Source organism: Arthrobacter sp. UYCu723 (assembly GCF_054059215.1).
In genome coordinates, this window is the sequence record NZ_JBSSBW010000001.1 from 137919 (window position 1) to 152421 (window position 14503).

At 67.0% G+C, this 14503-nt stretch carries 15 protein-coding genes; 2 read left to right on the forward strand and 13 right to left on the reverse strand.

The window, feature by feature from the left end; all coding sequences use genetic code 11:
• Window positions 1-58 precede the first annotated feature (58 nt).
• The 3 genes from ACVWZ8_RS00620 to ACVWZ8_RS00630 form a co-directional block, all read right to left on the reverse strand.
• Window positions 59-538, reverse strand: coding sequence for a regulatory protein RecX (locus ACVWZ8_RS00620; protein ID WP_456505884.1), 480 nt, complete (start codon window positions 536-538; stop codon window positions 59-61).
• Window positions 539-728: 190 nt separating this feature from the next.
• Window positions 729-1781, reverse strand: coding sequence for a recombinase RecA (gene recA / locus ACVWZ8_RS00625; RefSeq protein ID WP_456503465.1), 1053 nt, complete (start codon window positions 1779-1781; stop codon window positions 729-731).
• A gap of 261 nt (window positions 1782-2042) precedes the next feature.
• Window positions 2043-2261, reverse strand: coding sequence for a DUF3046 domain-containing protein (locus ACVWZ8_RS00630; RefSeq protein ID WP_426976803.1), 219 nt, complete (start codon window positions 2259-2261; stop codon window positions 2043-2045).
• A 41-nt stretch (window positions 2262-2302) separates the two neighbouring features.
• On the opposite strand from ACVWZ8_RS00630, the gene ACVWZ8_RS00635 reads away from it, so the two are divergent.
• A complete protein-coding gene (locus ACVWZ8_RS00635; RefSeq protein WP_426976801.1) occupies window positions 2303-2824 on the forward strand; it encodes a MarR family winged helix-turn-helix transcriptional regulator in 522 nt (173 codons plus the stop codon).
• Between the two features lie 153 nt (window positions 2825-2977).
• Here the strand turns inward: ACVWZ8_RS00635 and ACVWZ8_RS00640 are convergent, their stop codons facing one another.
• From ACVWZ8_RS00640 to ACVWZ8_RS00675, 8 genes are all read right to left on the reverse strand, one after another.
• The gene (locus ACVWZ8_RS00640) at window positions 2978-3430 is read right to left on the reverse strand and encodes a helix-turn-helix domain-containing protein (RefSeq protein ID WP_426976799.1); all 453 of its coding nucleotides are present in this window, start codon (window positions 3428-3430) and stop codon (window positions 2978-2980) included.
• 138 nt (window positions 3431-3568) lie between these two features.
• Window positions 3569-4075 (reverse strand): CinA family protein, encoded by a 507-nt coding sequence (locus tag ACVWZ8_RS00645; protein WP_426976797.1) that lies wholly within the window; start codon window positions 4073-4075, stop codon window positions 3569-3571.
• A complete protein-coding gene (gene pgsA / locus ACVWZ8_RS00650) occupies window positions 4072-4713 on the reverse strand; it encodes a CDP-diacylglycerol--glycerol-3-phosphate 3-phosphatidyltransferase (protein ID WP_426976796.1) in 642 nt (213 codons plus the stop codon). The genes ACVWZ8_RS00645 and pgsA overlap by 4 nt, the downstream gene beginning before the upstream one ends.
• 9 nt (window positions 4714-4722) lie before the next feature.
• The gene (locus ACVWZ8_RS00655; protein ID WP_456503466.1) at window positions 4723-7674 is read right to left on the reverse strand and encodes a DNA translocase FtsK; all 2952 of its coding nucleotides are present in this window, start codon (window positions 7672-7674) and stop codon (window positions 4723-4725) included.
• A 210-nt stretch (window positions 7675-7884) separates the two neighbouring features.
• A complete protein-coding gene (locus tag ACVWZ8_RS00660; RefSeq protein ID WP_354244566.1) occupies window positions 7885-9576 on the reverse strand; it encodes a ribonuclease J in 1692 nt (563 codons plus the stop codon).
• A 59-nt stretch (window positions 9577-9635) separates the two neighbouring features.
• Window positions 9636-10544 carry a 4-hydroxy-tetrahydrodipicolinate synthase gene (gene dapA, locus ACVWZ8_RS00665; RefSeq protein ID WP_426976794.1) on the reverse strand — a complete coding sequence of 303 codons (909 nt, stop codon included), beginning with the start codon at window positions 10542-10544 and terminating at the stop codon, window positions 9636-9638.
• A 58-nt stretch (window positions 10545-10602) separates the two neighbouring features.
• Window positions 10603-11343 (reverse strand): carbon-nitrogen hydrolase family protein, encoded by a 741-nt coding sequence (locus ACVWZ8_RS00670; RefSeq protein ID WP_426976792.1) that lies wholly within the window; start codon window positions 11341-11343, stop codon window positions 10603-10605.
• Between the two features lie 58 nt (window positions 11344-11401).
• A complete protein-coding gene (locus ACVWZ8_RS00675; RefSeq protein WP_426976790.1) occupies window positions 11402-11803 on the reverse strand; it encodes a hypothetical protein in 402 nt (133 codons plus the stop codon).
• Between the two features lie 116 nt (window positions 11804-11919).
• Here ACVWZ8_RS00675 and ACVWZ8_RS00680 point away from each other — a divergent pair, with 116 nt between their 5' ends.
• Window positions 11920-13155, forward strand: coding sequence for a heparan-alpha-glucosaminide N-acetyltransferase domain-containing protein (locus ACVWZ8_RS00680; protein WP_456503467.1), 1236 nt, complete (start codon window positions 11920-11922; stop codon window positions 13153-13155).
• Here the strand turns inward: ACVWZ8_RS00680 and ACVWZ8_RS00685 are convergent.
• Both ACVWZ8_RS00685 and dapB read right to left on the reverse strand, forming a co-directional pair.
• Window positions 13152-13643, reverse strand: coding sequence for a hypothetical protein (locus ACVWZ8_RS00685; protein WP_426976786.1), 492 nt, complete (start codon window positions 13641-13643; stop codon window positions 13152-13154). The genes ACVWZ8_RS00680 and ACVWZ8_RS00685 overlap by 4 nt on opposite strands.
• A 5-nt stretch (window positions 13644-13648) precedes the next feature.
• Window positions 13649-14404: a 4-hydroxy-tetrahydrodipicolinate reductase gene (gene dapB / locus ACVWZ8_RS00690; RefSeq protein WP_456503468.1), complete on the reverse strand. Its 756-nt coding sequence runs from the start codon at window positions 14402-14404 to the stop codon at window positions 13649-13651.
• Window positions 14405-14503: the final 99 nt, after the last annotated feature.

A 14503-nucleotide genomic window follows, 5' to 3' on the forward strand; every position in this document is an offset into this window, starting at 1 on the left:
TCCGCGCCGCCGCCGTGCCGGAGGGTTCACCCGACTCCGGGTTCAGTAGACTCCGGATTCAATAGTCCGGGTCTGCTTCCGCCCCCGCTGCCACGGCTTCGAGCACCTCGCCCACGATCCTGAAGGCCTGCGAGGGGTGGTACCCCTTGCGTGCGAGCATCGAGGCCAGCCGGCGCGTGGTCTTGTCCCGCACCTCGCGGTCTTCGAATCCGGTGACGCCGCGAAGTTTGCGCTGGACGAGTTCCCGGGCCGCGGCCTCCTCGTCTTCGTCGCTGAGCTGTTCCAGGGCGATGGCGGCGGTGTCCGCGTCGATGCCTTTGTCCGCGAGTTCCCGCCGCAGGGCGCCTTTCGCGAGCTTTCGGCTTTGGGACTGGCTCCGGACCCACATGTCCGCGAACTCCGCGTCGTCGACGAGCCGGACCTCTTCGAAGCGGTCCAGTACGGCTTCGGCGACATCGCCGGGGATGTTTCGCTCGGCCAGCTTTCGGGCAAGCTGAAGTCTGCTCTTGGGCGACGACGTCAACTGCCGCAGCACGATGGCCCGGGCTACCGCCGCCGGATCTGCGTCCCGGCGCTGCTCGGGCGAGGGACGGGAACGACGGCGCCCGTCCTGAGGACTGTCCTCACGCCCGGCGCGGTCGGCAACGCCCGGGGCAGGACTCCCGGATGAGAATCCTGCCCCTTTGCGCGCTCCGCGTCGTGAAGGCGTGCCTTCGGACACCAGGCCGTCAGAAGCCGTCAACGGCCTTCAGCTTCGGCGATGCTTCGGTCTCGGCCGGGGCCTTCACCCCGACGCCGAGCTTCTCCTTGATGAGACGCTCCAGTTCGGAGGCGAGCTCAGGGTTGTCGCGCAGGAAGCGGCGCGAGTTCTCCATGCCCTGGCCGAGCTGGTCGCCGTCGTACGTGAACCAGGATCCCGACTTCTTGATCAGGCCGTGCTCGACGCCCATGTCGATGATGCCGCCCTCACGGGAAATGCCCTGGCCGTAGATGATGTCGAACTCGGCGATCTTGAAAGGCGGGGCCATCTTGTTCTTGACGATCTTGGCCTTGGTGCGGTTACCGACGGAGTCCGCGCCCTCCTTGAGGGTCTGGATCCGGCGGACGTCAATACGGATCGAGGCGTAGAACTTCAGGGCCTTACCACCGGTGGTGGTTTCCGGGGAGCCGAAGAACACGCCGATTTTTTCACGCAGCTGGTTGATGAAGATGGCGGTGGTCTTGGTCTGGCTCAGGCGGCCGGTGATCTTACGCAGCGCCTGGCTCATCAGGCGGGCCTGGAGACCGACGTGGCTGTCGCCCATGTCGCCTTCGATTTCCGCGCGGGGAACCAGCGCGGCGACGGAGTCGATGACGATGACGTCAAGCGAGCCGGAGCCGATGAGCATGTCCATGATCTCCAGGGCCTGCTCGCCGGTGTCCGGCTGGGAAACGAGCAGGGCGTCGGTGTCCACGCCCAGCCTGGCCGCATATTCGGGATCCAGGGCGTGTTCGGCGTCGATGAAGGCGGCGATGCCGCCCAGACGCTGAGCGCTGGCCACCGCGTGCAGTGCCACGGTGGTCTTACCGGAGGATTCCGGACCGTAGATTTCAACGACGCGGCCGCGGGGCAGCCCGCCAATTCCCAGGGCTATGTCCAGTGCAATGGAGCCGGTCGGGATGACCTCGATGGGTGCACGGACTTCGTCGCCCAGGCGCATGACCGAGCCTTTGCCGAACTGCTTGTCAATCTGGGCAAGCGCTGCGTCGAGCGCCTTCTGGCGATCCGGGGCTGCGGCCATGGTTCACACCTCTAATGCTTTCTCGCTGTGGAGTGGCCGTATTGGCCCTTCGTCTGTCATCGCTGACCTGTCTTCACTGACGCTAATGGCACCCACCGACAGAGTTGCCGGCCTGCATCGCGTATGTGGAAAGCGCTCTAAAAAAAGCATAGTCCCACCCGAACAGATATTCGAACAATCCGGCGGCGTGTCAGTGTTCGGCATGTCAGTGTTCGGCGTGTCAGTGTTCGGTGTGTTCGACCGGCCTGGTCCCGCCGCGGGTCAGCGGGTTTTGACGTCGCGGCCCAACCGGCGCTCAGGCGGTACATCCTGGACTTCGCAGAGGGCCAGCCAGACCTGCCGCGGCGGCACCCCGGCACTGAGCGCCTGGTCCGCGGTGCGGCCACCCACCCCGGACAGGACCAGCGAGCTGCTGAGAACCCGGGAATAGCCTGCTCCGAACTCGTCGTCCATGAGCCGCCAAAAGTCACTGATTCGCACCAATAAAGTCTCTCACGGTCCGGGACTCTAGAATGGTTGCCATGAGCAACCCACCCGAGGGCCCCGAAAATTCACTGAATTCTCCCGGGAACGCCGAGGATCCCGCGGACGCCGCCCTGACCGCTGTAGAGCACCAGTTGAGCGTGCTGTGGCGCCGCGCCCGGTCCGTGTCCCAGCAGCTCTCGCGGCAGGTCCATCCGGACATGGAGCCGGCAGCCTACGGCCTGCTCAGCGTGATCCGCCGGAAGGGTCCGATCCGGTTGACCGAGCTGGCCTCCTGCATCGGCGTCGGCAAGCCTTCGGTGAGCCGGCAGATCGCATTCCTGGAAAACCTCGGCCTGGTGTCCAAGGAGGCCGATCCGCTCGACGGCCGGGCCCAGTCGATCAGGCTGACGGCCAAGGGGGAGGAGAAGATGCACCAGGTCCAGGACGCCCGGCGTGAGGTCTTCCGGGAGCGGCTGTCAGAGTGGCCGGCCGAGGAACTGCAGGCCCTCGCGGCCTATATGGCCAAGCTCAACGCCACGTACGAGCGCGACGGCTTCCCCAGGGACGAGTCCGCGTAACTACGCCTGAGCCCAATACTCCGCCGGAGGGCACATCACGGCAGTGTTGCGGCGGAACACTGCCGTGAACTGTCGTCCGGCGCTCCGTCCCGGACACGGAAAAGGTCCCCGGCACACCGCCGGGGACCTTCCTTAGATCGAATGGGGCCGGGGCTACCGCGCCCCGGAGAGAAGGCCCTTGGCCAACTCGTCGTTCAGGTCCGAGTTGAGCTCACGGTCCAGGTCACGGCCGTAGCGCTGTGCGAACTCCTGCGGGACGGTGTCCGGAACTGCCACACCCTCGACGACGGCGACGCGGTCGCTGACTTCGCGGAGCATGCTGGAGAGCGGAACATCGAGGGCCGAGCAGATCGAGGAAAGGAGCTCCGAGGAGGCTTCCTTTTGGCCGCGTTCCACTTCGCTCAGGTAGCCCAGTGAAACGCGGGCGCTGTGCGAGACTTCGCGGAGGGTACGGCCTTGGCGTTGGCGGACATCGCGCAGAACATCGCCGATTTCGTGACGAAGTACAACCATCTTGCGCTCCTTCTGTTCGCTCTTAGCCTGATCGGCGAGGCCCACATCCTTCCAGCGGACAACGCCGTTTACGGATACGGGCTGCTTTACCATCTGTATCGCCTTGCTCCCTCGTATGTCGAGTCCGCCGCTAGAGGGCGAACTATTGATGCTTTCATCCTAGGCGCCTCCCATATTCGGAGGCGACACAATCTAACAACTATTAGGAATCAACTTTTGTTCCCGGCAACTTTACGCAGGGTAGCCTGCCGGCGCCAGTACCTCCAGCAGGCGGTCCAGGGCCGCCGCGCAGGCCAGAGAGCGGATTTCCGCCCGGCTTCCCTCGAAGCTGTACGCGTACGAGGCCGACCCGTCCGCGGTGGCGATGCCGATATAGACCGACCCGACGTCCTGACCTCCGTGCTGCTCGGGGCCGGCGACGCCGGTGGTGGACACGCCGATGTCGGCACCGCAGATCCGCCGGGCGCCGTCGGCCATGGCGGCGGCGACCTGCCCGTCCACGGCGCCGACGGCGTCCAGGAGGTCCCGGGGAACTCCGAGCACATCGGCCTTGACCGAGTTCTGGTAGGACACCACACCACCCTGCAGCATCCCGGAGGCACCGGGGGTATCGGCCAGGACCGCCGCGACCATGCCAGCGGTGAGGGATTCGGCGGTGGCGACGGTCAGCCCGCGGTCGATGGCTCCGGTCACGGCCTGTTCGGCGATGCGGTGAAGGTTGGGATGCAGAGTGGTCATGGCTTGCCCTCCTGGGCCTGCTGGTGCTGTGCCCGGATGCCGCTGGCGCGCAGCTTGAGGGCCTCGATGACGTATTCTCCGCCCGTCCAGACCGTGATGGCCAGGGCCACCATCATGACGGCGAAGGCCACAACCCCCAGCCACGGCACCAGGGAGGCCAGCGGAATGACGTACAGGAAGATGGCCGCCGTCTGGACGACGGTCTTGAGCTTTCCGCCCCGCGAGGCCGGGATCACGCCGTAGCGGATGACGAAGAAGCGCAGCGCGGTGATGCCCCACTCGCGGACCAGGATCAGGACGGTGACCCACCACGGGAGTTCCTGGAGCAGGGAGAGCATCACGAGGGCGGAGCCGATGAGGAGCTTGTCCGCGATCGGGTCGGCGATTTTGCCGAAATCGGTGACGAGTCCCCGGCTGCGGGCGATGTCGCCGTCGAGCTTGTCCGTGTAGATGGCGACGGCGAACGTCGCCGCCGCGACCCAGCGCCAGACGCCGTTTTGGCTGTCCAGCCCGGGGGCGTCAACGACGAGGAACCAGACGAAAAATGGCACCAGCACAATCCGCAGCATCGTCAGGATGTTGGGCAGGTTCCAGATCCGCGAGGCGGACCCGGCACTTCTGGCGTCGGCGCTAGTCACCTTCCTAGGCTACCGTCCGGTGAGCGACCAGGCGTCCTCGGAACCACTGTCGTCCTCATCAGAGGCCCCCCTGGAGCCACCGTCAGAGCCGTCCGAGCCGTCTGCGCCGTCGAAGTACTCAACTTTCTGGCTGCGCTTGTCCAGGTCTGCCGCCACGAGGTCTTCCGCGTAACCGCCCTGGGCGATGTTGGCGTTGGCGTTGTCACTCAGTGCCGCGGTCTGGGAATCAGCGACGGCGGGCATGTCCATGCCCTTCATGGCGGCGAGGACGGCGGCGAGGTCGTCCGGCTTGACCAGGACGTCGCGTGCCTTGGAGCCCTCGGAGGGACCCACCACTCCCCTGGACTCGAGCAGGTCCATGAGCCGGCCTGCCTTCGCGAAGCCGACGCGCAGCTTGCGCTGCAGCATCGAGGTGGAACCGAACTGGGTGGTGACCACCAGTTCGGTGGCCTGCAGCAGCACCTCGAGGTCGTCCCCGATGTCGTCGTCGATCTGCTTCTTCTGCGCCTCCGGGGCGACGTCGTCACGGTAGACGGCCTTGAGCTGGCCCTTGACGTGTTCGACCACCTTGTGGATCTCGGACTCGGTGACCCAGGCGCCCTGGACTCGCATGGCCTTGGAGGCGCCCATCGGCAGGAAGAGAGCGTCGCCCTGGCCGATGAGTTTCTCGGCGCCCGGCTGGTCCAGGACCACGCGGGAGTCCGTGACGGAGGAGGTCGCGAAGGCCATCCGGGATGGCACGTTGGCCTTGATCAGGCCGGTGACGACGTCCACGGACGGGCGCTGGGTGGCCAGGACCAGGTGGATGCCGGCCGCACGGGCCAGCTGGGTGATGCGGACGATGGAGTCTTCGACGTCGCGCGGGGCCACCATCATGAGGTCGGCGAGTTCGTCCACGATCACCAGCAGGTACGGGTACGGCCGGATGACCCGCTTGGAACCCTCCGGCGGGTGGACCTTGCCGGCCCGGACGGCCTTGTTGAAGTCGTCGATGTGCTTGAAGCCGTAGTTGGCGAGGTCGTCGTAACGGGCGTCCATCTCGCGGACCACCCACTGCAGCGCCTCGGCGGCTTTCTTGGGGTTGGTGATGATGGGTGTGATGAGGTGCGGGACGCCTTCATAGGCTGTCAGCTCCACCCGCTTGGGGTCCACCATGACCATGCGGACCTCGTCCGGGGTGGCGCGCATCAGGATGGAGGTGATCATGGCATTCACGAATGCCGACTTGCCGGCACCGGTGGCACCGGCCACCAGAAGGTGCGGCATCTTGGCGAGGTTCGCCACGACGTAGCCGCCCTCGACGTCCTTGCCGACACCGATCACCATGGGGTGCTCCGTCCGCCGGGCGTTCTGGCTCCGTAGCACGTCCCCCAGCGACACGGTTTCGCGGTCCGTGTTGGGGATCTCGATGCCGATCGCGGACCGCCCGGGGATGGGGCTCAGGATCCGTACATCCGAGCTGGCGACGGCATAGGAGATGTTCTTCGACAGGGCGGTGACGCGTTCCACCTTGGTGCCCGGGGAGAGCTCGATCTCGTACCGGGTCACGGTGGGGCCCCTGCTGAAGCCGGTGACCTGGGCTTCCACGTTGAACTGGTTGAGGGTCTCGGTCAGGGAGGCGACGATCGCGTCGTTGGCCTCGGTGCGTTCCTTGGGGATGGAGCCAGGGGTCAGGACGTCCGACGCCGGCAGCGTGTACGTCACGTCCCCGGCCAGGGAGAGCTGTTCGGTGCGCTGCGGAATGGGCGTGGGCAGCGGCGCCGGCGCCACCGGGTTGGAGGGGACCTTGGCGGCGGCCGCCGCCGCAGTTCCGGCGGCAGGGTTCAGGGACCCTGCGGCCACCATTCCCGGGGTGACGAGCGGGATCGCCTCGGTGGCGTTCTCCCCGACGTTTGCGGCGGCGCCGAGGCCCTGGGCAGCCTTGATCTTTTCGACGGCGATCTCGGCCTGGGTGGGCCGGCGCACGCCGGGAGCCACGGATTTGGAGCCCTTGGCGGCTTTCGCGGCCTCGGCTTCCTTGGCTGCTTCCTCATCTTCGATAAGGGCACGTTCGAAAGCTTCGTCCCCGACGTAGCCTTCCAGGCCGGCGTCGGCGTCGGCGTCTTTGCCGAAGAGCCGCCGGCGCTTCTTCTTCGCCGGGGCAGCGATGTCGTTTTCGTAGAGGTAGCTACGGTCGTGGTCGTCGTCGGCGTCGTGTTCCTCCAAGTCGATGCCCATGAGGTGCTCGTAGGCGTCCCTGAGCCGGCTGGGAATGGCGCCGAAGGGTGTGGCCGTGACGATCAGCAGCGAGGTGAAGGCGAGCACGCTGTACACGGCCACGGGGACGGCGGCGTGGATGGCGGCCAGCGGTGCGGCGGCAAGATAGCCCAGCATGCCGCCGGCCTGGCGCAGGCCGTCGAAACCGTCGGCGACGGTCGGCTCGCCCCCGATGATGTGCGCCAGGCCGGTGCCGGCGAAGGTCATGAGCAGAAAACCGATGCCGATCCGGTTGTTGCCGCGGCCGTCAACGGGCTGGCGGAACAGGCGGAAAGCGCAGACGAAGAGCATGAGAGGCAGCAGCAGGGACATCCAGCCGAAGGTGCCGTTGACGATCCCGTAGACCATGTCCGGGAACCAGCCCTGGAAGCCCCACCAGGCGAAGGTGGCGGCGAAGACGCCGAGCGCGAGATTGAACAGGGCTGCGCCGTCGCGGCGGTCCTCGGGGGCGAGGTCGCTGACGTCAGAGCCGACCCGGCGGACCCCGGCGCCGACGACGTGGGCAATCCCCAGCCACGCGCCGGCAACGACCCGCACCAGCCAGGGCTGTTTGGGTTCGACGGTGGCCAACTGGCGGGTCCGTGCGGTGCCCGCCGAACCTGAGGGCCGTGCTTTGGACGCAGCTGTGCCCGAGCCCCGGCCCGTGGAACTACCTGATTTACCGCCTGGGTTTCCTCTAGGCGCGGAGGAAGTACGTGTCGCCATACCCGCTACGGTACCGGACACCGGGCCGAAAACCGCGGATTTCCGGGCCTCCGCGGGGATCATGTTGCGGACCCACGGCCTTCCCCGGGCGCCGGTGACGCGTTCCACCGGCAAGCCAAAACGGCCTTCCTGGCCGGCCCCGGCCAAAGGGCTGGGGCGGGTCAGGAAGGCCGTCTCGGTTCACCTGCAGAGGGCTCCGAGGGCAGGCGCTTAGGCCTCCAGGACCACCGGGATGATCAAGGGCTTGCGGCGAAGCTTCCGGTTGACCCAGGTGCCCACCACCCGGCGGACAACCTGCTGGAGCTGGTGCGTGGTGTGGTCCGTGCGGTTGAGCACGGCTTCTTCCAGGGCGGCATTGATCTTGGGGATGATCTCGTCGAAGACGGAGTCGTCCTCGGCCACGCCGCGGGCGTGGATTTCGGGGCCGGAGACGACCTTGCCGGTGGCGCGGTGGATCACGGTGATGATGGAGATGAAGCCTTCATCGCCGAGCGTCTGGCGGTCCTTCAGGTCGGCTTCCGTGACTTCGCCGACGCTGGAGCCGTCGACGTAGACGAAGCCGACCTCCACCTGGCCGACGATGTCGGCCTGGTGGTCCCGGAGGTCGATGACGGTGCCGTTGTCCGCGAGCAGGATGCTTTCCTCCGGCACGCCGGAGTCCAGAGCGATCTTGCCGTTGGCGATCAGGTGGCGGGTCTCGCCGTGCACCGGCATCGCGTTGAGCGGCTCGAGGATGTTGTAGCAGTACAGCAGCTCGCCGGCGGCGGCGTGGCCGGAGACGTGCACCTTGGCGTTGCCCTTGTGGATGACGTCGGCGCCGAGCTTGAGCAGGCCGTTGATGATGCGGAAGACCGCGTTCTCGTTTCCCGGGATCAGGCTGGAGGCGAGGATGACGGTGTCGCCCTGGCCGACGACGACCCGGTGGTCGCCGTTGGCCATACGGGACAGCGCGGCCATCGGCTCGCCCTGGGAACCGGTGGACATCAGGACCACGCGGTTGTCTGGCAGGTTGTCGATGTTCTTGATGTCGACCAGGATGCCCGCCGGCACCTCGAGGTAGCCGAGCTTCTCGGCGATGGCCATGTTGCGGACCATCGAGCGGCCCACGAAGGCAACCTTGCGGTTGTGGTTGGCGGCGGCGTCGAGGACCTGCTGGACACGGTGCACGTGCGAGGAGAACGAGGCCACGATCAGGCGCTTGCTGGCCTGGCCGAAGAGCCGGTCCAGGGTGGGCCCGATGTCCTTCTCTGCGGTGGTGAAGCCCGGGACGTCGGCGTTGGTGGAGTCCGACATGAACAGGTCCACGCCTTCTTCGCCGAGCTTGGCGAAGTGGCGGAGGTCGGTGATCCGGCCGTCCAGGGGCAACTGGTCCATCTTGAAGTCGCCGGTGTGCAGCACGGTGCCGCCGGCCGTGCGGATGAACACGGCCAGGGCATCGGGGATCGAGTGGTTGACCGCGACGAATTCGCATTCGAACGGGCCGAACTTTTGAACCTGTCCCTCGGTGACCGTCTGCATGACGGGCTTGATCCGGTGCTCCTGCAGCTTCGCCTCAATGAGGGCCAGCGTCAGCCGGGAGCCCACCAGGGGAATGTCGGCGCGCAGTCGTAGCAGATACGGGACGGCACCGATGTGGTCCTCGTGGCCGTGCGTCAGGACGACGGCGACGATGTCATCGAGGCGGTTCTCGATGTAGGAGAAATCGGGCAGGATCAGGTCGACGCCGGGCTGGGTTTCCTCGGGGAAGAGGACACCGCAGTCGACGATGAGCAGCTTGCCGTCAACTTCGAAGACGGTCATGTTGCGGCCGATCTCGCCCAGGCCGCCGAGCGGCACGATCCGCAGGGTGTCCTTGAGCAGTTTCGGCGGCGTGACAAGGCCGGGAAGGGCGGTTTGGGTCATAGTGCACTACTTTCCAGGCGGTTGCCGGAGAGGTCGTTGCCAATCAGAAAAACCCCCGATCAGGAAAAGACCAGTCCCGCTTCCGCCAAGTCCTCGCGGATGGTTTCGATCTCGGCTTCGCCCGGCTCCACGAGGGGCAAACGGACAACCGAGTTGGGCAGGACTCCCTGCCACTTAAGAACTTGCTTTGCAGCAACAGCACCCTGAATGTGGGTCATCACTGCACGGACCACGGGGTCCAGTTCGAAATGTATGGTGCGGGCGGTGGCAAAATCGCCTGCAAGTGCGGCATCGATCATGGCGCGGAACTGCTTGGTGGCCACGTGCGCCGAAACGCTGACGAGGCCGACGGCGCCCGCTGCCATCCATGGCAGGGTCAGTCCGTCGTCGCCCGAGTAGACATCCAGATCAGTATTCGCCAGGACGCGGGTCACCGCAGCGAAATCGGCCTTGGCGTCCTTGAGCGCGACGATGCGCGGGTGGTCGGCGAGCCGGATCATGGTTTCGGGCAGGATCGGGACGCCGGCGCGGCCGGGAATGTCATAGACCATGACGGGGAGGTCAGCGGCGTCGGCGACGGCTTCGATGTGGGCCTGGATGCCGGCCTGGCTCGGCTTGTTGTAGTACGGCGTGACGATCAGCTGGCCGTGCGCTCCGGCTTTCACGGCGCGCCTGGCCATCTCGATCGAGTGCGAGGTGTGGTTGGTGCCGGTCCCGGCGATCACCTTGGCGCGGTCCCCCACGGCCTCAACGATGACACGGAACAGCTTTTCCTTTTCGTCGTCTTCCAGCGTGGAGGTTTCGCCCGTGGTGCCGGAGATGACGAGGGCGTCATTGCCGTCGTCGACGAGCTTGTTGGCCAGCTCTGCGGACTTCTGATAGTCGACCTCACCGTCGGTGGTGAAAGGCGTGACCATGGCGGTCACGAGGGTTCCGAACGTGTAAGAGCGAATGTCAGAGTCAGCCATGGTAAAAACGTTACCCTGTCTTCGGCATGTTAGGGCAATGGAGGCAGCGTGATGATCGTCAAACTCGGCCGGCAGGGTGTTGCAGGGTCACGGTCAGCACCTCGGTACCCGTGCCGCCGGCCTGGCGGATGACCATTCCGTCCGGCCCCCAAAAACCGCTCAACCCGCAGGACGGCCCCAGTGCGGTGCTGCCGGCCAGATTGGCGAGCACGGCGAAGATCCGGTTGTCCATGGCCCGGGCGGCAAGATGGCTGTCCAGCCGGCTGTCCTCCCCCGCGGTGTAGAGGGCCGAGACGGCGTAGACGTCCGCCCCTGCCTCCGCGGCATCCAGAGCGTGTTCGGAGTGGGCGGCGTCGAAACAGATGGCAAGGGCGATCTTCCAGCCGTCGAGTTCGAGGAGGACGGCCCCGTCCCCGGGCGTGAACAACCGGTTCTCCGGGCCGTGGAGCCTCGACTTGAACGCGTAGTCCACGGCACCGGAGGGATGGAGGGCGAGCGAGGCCAGCCGCGGTGTGCCGTCGGCTTCCTGGAACGGGGCACCGACGACTGCCGTAATGCCGGTCCGGCGGCAGATTTCCCCGATTCCGTCCAGCCGCCCGTCCCCGGCCGTCACCCACCGATCCGGGTCCGCCAGCGGATCGAGCTCGTAGCCCGTGAGGGACAGCTCCGGGAAAAGGACGAGCCGCGCGCCATGGGCGTCCGCATCCTCGATGAGGCGGATATGCTCCGGAACATTGGCGGCGATTCCGCCGTCGAGGGCCCGGTATTGGATGGCGGAGAGCGTCAGCGCTGTGGTCACCCTGCCATCCTAGGCAGCCCTGCGGCCCGGCGGACAACTCGCGGGTCACGGCGGCGGGTCACCGCGGCGGGGAGGCATCGGCTGAGGGCGTTGCGCAGTAGCGGCCGACTGCGTGTTCGCGCAGGGACTCTGCCCAGGCGGAAAGGCGCTGCGCGGCGCGCACGTAGTGGAACAGTTCGGTGGGCGTCAGCGCTTCGAGGTCGGTCTCGGCGAGGCGGCGGGCAAGCTCGGCACCGGGTGTCTGCGCCGACAACGCCATGCCCTCCCGATGCCACTGGAAGTCCTCCGCCGATTCGCCGGCGACGAGTTGCCGAAAGAGGAAATCCACGACGCCAGGACTCATCGCCTTCAGCACGCCGGGCGCCCCATCCGGAAATGCTTGACCCTGCAATTTTTGACCCTGCAATGCTTGACCCTGCAATGCCTGAGTGTGGAAAGCGGGCTCTGATGCGTTGTTCATGGCATCATGGTATTCGAACATATATTCGAATACAAGGCCTGTGGAGCTCCTGTGAACATGTTCAGGGCCACTGCCTGCGGGGGCGCGGCGCCAGCCGGACATGAGACGATCGAAAGATGACCCAGCGCGCAACGGCCTCACATTCCCGGACCGCCCGGGGCAAGCGGCCCGGCGCCCGGCTGACAGGCATCGATGCCGCCCGCGGGCTGGCGCTCCTTGGCATGATGGCAACCCACGTGCTGCCCACCTTCGAGTCCAATGCCCAGCTCACCCCGACGTGGGTGGGGCTGGTGTTCTCCGGACGAGCGTCCGCCTTGTTCGCCGTGCTGGCCGGGATCGGTCTGGCCCTGTCAACGGGAAAGCAGCAACCCCTCCAGGGCCCGGAACTATGGGCGGCCCGGCGCGGCATCACTCTGCGCGCCCTCGTGGTCGGCGCCGTCGGGCTCTCGCTGGGCGGACTCGAAGTCAATATCGCCATCATCCTGGTCCATTACGCAGTCCTGTTCCTCTGCGTGCTTCCGTTCCTTGGGCTGGGGGTCAAACAACTGTTGCCCCTCGCCGCCCTCTGGATCGTCATGCCGCCGGTGCTGGCTTTCCTGCTGCGGCCCTGGCTCCTGGCGGCCACCCCGCCGCTGCACCTCGGACACAACCCCGGCTGGGAGGACCTCGGCACGCCGGCGGCCCTGCTCGGCGATCTTTTCCTGACCGGCTATTACCCCGTGTTCCAGTGGATCGCCTACCTGCTGATCGGCCTCGCCATCGGCCGGATGGCCCTGACGACGGCGGCCGTTCCGGCGCTGCTGCTGGCCGGCGGTGCCATGGTGGCCGTCCTGGCCAAATGGGCCAGCGTCGTCATGATGGAGGACTGGGGCGGCCGGAGGGCGCTGGAAGAGCAACTGGCGGACCCCTCGTACCCGTTGGGGAGCCTGCTGCAGGTCAATGTTGCCGGGGTGGAGCAGTCCGGATCGTGGTGGTGGCTGGCCACGAGTGCCCCGCACTCAGGCAGCACGCTGGATCTGCTGCATACTTCGGGGGTCGCGGCCGCCGTCGTGGGCTTCTGCCTGCTGCTGGGCCGGCTTGCCGAATGGGTCGAGCTGGACCTGCTGCTCCCCTTGCGCGGCGCCGGCGCCCTGACGTTGAGTCTCTACACGGCCCATTTGTGCGTCATGGCGGCCCTGTACCAGAAGCCGCTGCCGTCCGGGTGGACGGTGGACGGTGTGTACTGGGCGCAGGCAGCCGCCGTCGTGATTATTGGCGGGATCTTCGCGGCCCTGGCCTGGCGCGGGCCGCTGGAATGGGTGGCCCATGCGGCCAACCAGCTGGGCCGGTACCAGCCGGCCCGCATCCGTTAGGCCGCGGGCGTCCCGGCCGAGCCGGAACGGAACAGCCGGACGGCGTCGCGCATCGAGGCGCGGGCGCGCTTGCGGTCACCCGAGGCGTCGTAGGCGCAGCTGAGCCGGAACCACGAGCGCCAGTCCTCCGGCGCCGCTTCCGTCTCGGCGCGGTACTTTTCGAATTCGAGGTCCGCGGCCTCCCGGATGATCCGTCCGGCCGGGGTGCGCGGGAGCGTGTCCTCCGGCAGTCCGACCTCGGCTTCGAGGATTTTCGCCATCTGTTCGGTACGGGCGCCGAACACCAGCTCCCGGACGAGGGCCCAGGCACCGACCAGCGGGAGGACCAGGTACGCCACGCCGATGGCTTTCGCCACGAGGTTGGGATCGGACATCAGCAGCACGGAGCGCTGGAAGGACACCACCAGGTAGAACACGAGCAGCAGGGTCACGGCCCCGACCCAGATCTTGGTGCGGTTGGCTTTCAGGGCGGTCAGCACATTGGCCACGGCGCTCAGAGTCCCAGGTCCAGGTAGCCGTCGAGGCCCACGGTGAGGCCCGGGTTCGCGGCAACGTTGCGGATGCCCAGCAGCACGCCGGGCATGAAGGAGGCGCGGTCGAAGGAGTCGTGCCGGAAGGTCAGCTGCTCCCCCGGCCCGCCGAGCAGGACTTCCTGGTGCGCCACGAGCCCCCGCAGCCGGACGCTGTGCACACGGACGCCGTCGACCTCGCAGCCGCGTGCACCGGGGCGTTCGCTGGTAGTGGCATCCGGGCTGGCGGGGACACCGGCGGCTTCCCGCTCGGCCGCGATCAGCTGGGCAGTCCGCACGGCCGTTCCCGAGGGGGCGTCCACCTTGTCCGGGTGGTGCAGTTCGATGATTTCGACCGATTCGAAGTACCGGGAGGCCTTGGCGGCGAAGGCCGAGGCGAGGACCGAGCCGAGGGCAAAGTTGGGGGCAATCAGGACGCCGATTTCCTGGCCGGCGAGGAGTTCCTCGAGCCGTGCCAGCCGGTCCGCGTCCCAGCCGGTGGTGCCGACGACGGCGTGCATGCCGTGTTCGACCGCGAAACGGACGTTGGCTTCGGTGCTTTCCGGGACCGTCAGGTCCACCACGATCCGGGTGCCGGCGTCCACGAGTGTGTCCAGGGAATCGTTCCGGCCGAGGGCCGCCACAAGCTTCAGGTCCGCGGCGGCTTCAACAGCCTTCACCGCCTCGGCGCCCATGCGCCCGTTCGCGCCCAGCACGGCGACTGCGAGTTGTTCGGTCATGCCATCAACCCTACCGCCGGGGCCCGTGCCTCCTTGAACCGGGGCCTTGCGTTACAGGTCCTGCCCTGGCCGGTCCGGGGCCGCGCCGGTTGGCGCTAC

What these genes read in the sequence shown, in the direction of transcription:
- dapA (WP_426976794.1), bottom strand. Translation starts at nt 10,544, where the DNA reads ATGGCTGACTCTGACATTCGCTCTTACACGTTCGGAACCCTCGTGACC.
- ACVWZ8_RS00635 (WP_426976801.1), top strand. Translation starts at nt 2,303, where the DNA reads ATGAGCAACCCACCCGAGGGCCCCGAAAATTCACTGAATTCTCCCGGG.
- ACVWZ8_RS00640 (WP_426976799.1), bottom strand. Translation starts at nt 3,430, where the DNA reads ATGGTAAAGCAGCCCGTATCCGTAAACGGCGTTGTCCGCTGGAAGGAT.
- ACVWZ8_RS00680 (WP_456503467.1), top strand. Translation starts at nt 11,920, where the DNA reads ATGACCCAGCGCGCAACGGCCTCACATTCCCGGACCGCCCGGGGCAAG.
- ACVWZ8_RS00660 (WP_354244566.1), bottom strand. Translation starts at nt 9,576, where the DNA reads ATGACCCAAACCGCCCTTCCCGGCCTTGTCACGCCGCCGAAACTGCTC.
- ACVWZ8_RS00655 (WP_456503466.1), bottom strand. Translation starts at nt 7,674, where the DNA reads ATGGCGACACGTACTTCCTCCGCGCCTAGAGGAAACCCAGGCGGTAAA.
- ACVWZ8_RS00645 (WP_426976797.1), bottom strand. Translation starts at nt 4,075, where the DNA reads ATGACCACTCTGCATCCCAACCTTCACCGCATCGCCGAACAGGCCGTG.
- ACVWZ8_RS00675 (WP_426976790.1), bottom strand. Translation starts at nt 11,803, where the DNA reads ATGAACAACGCATCAGAGCCCGCTTTCCACACTCAGGCATTGCAGGGT.
- dapB (WP_456503468.1), bottom strand. Translation starts at nt 14,404, where the DNA reads ATGACCGAACAACTCGCAGTCGCCGTGCTGGGCGCGAACGGGCGCATG.
- recA (WP_456503465.1), bottom strand. Translation starts at nt 1,781, where the DNA reads ATGGCCGCAGCCCCGGATCGCCAGAAGGCGCTCGACGCAGCGCTTGCC.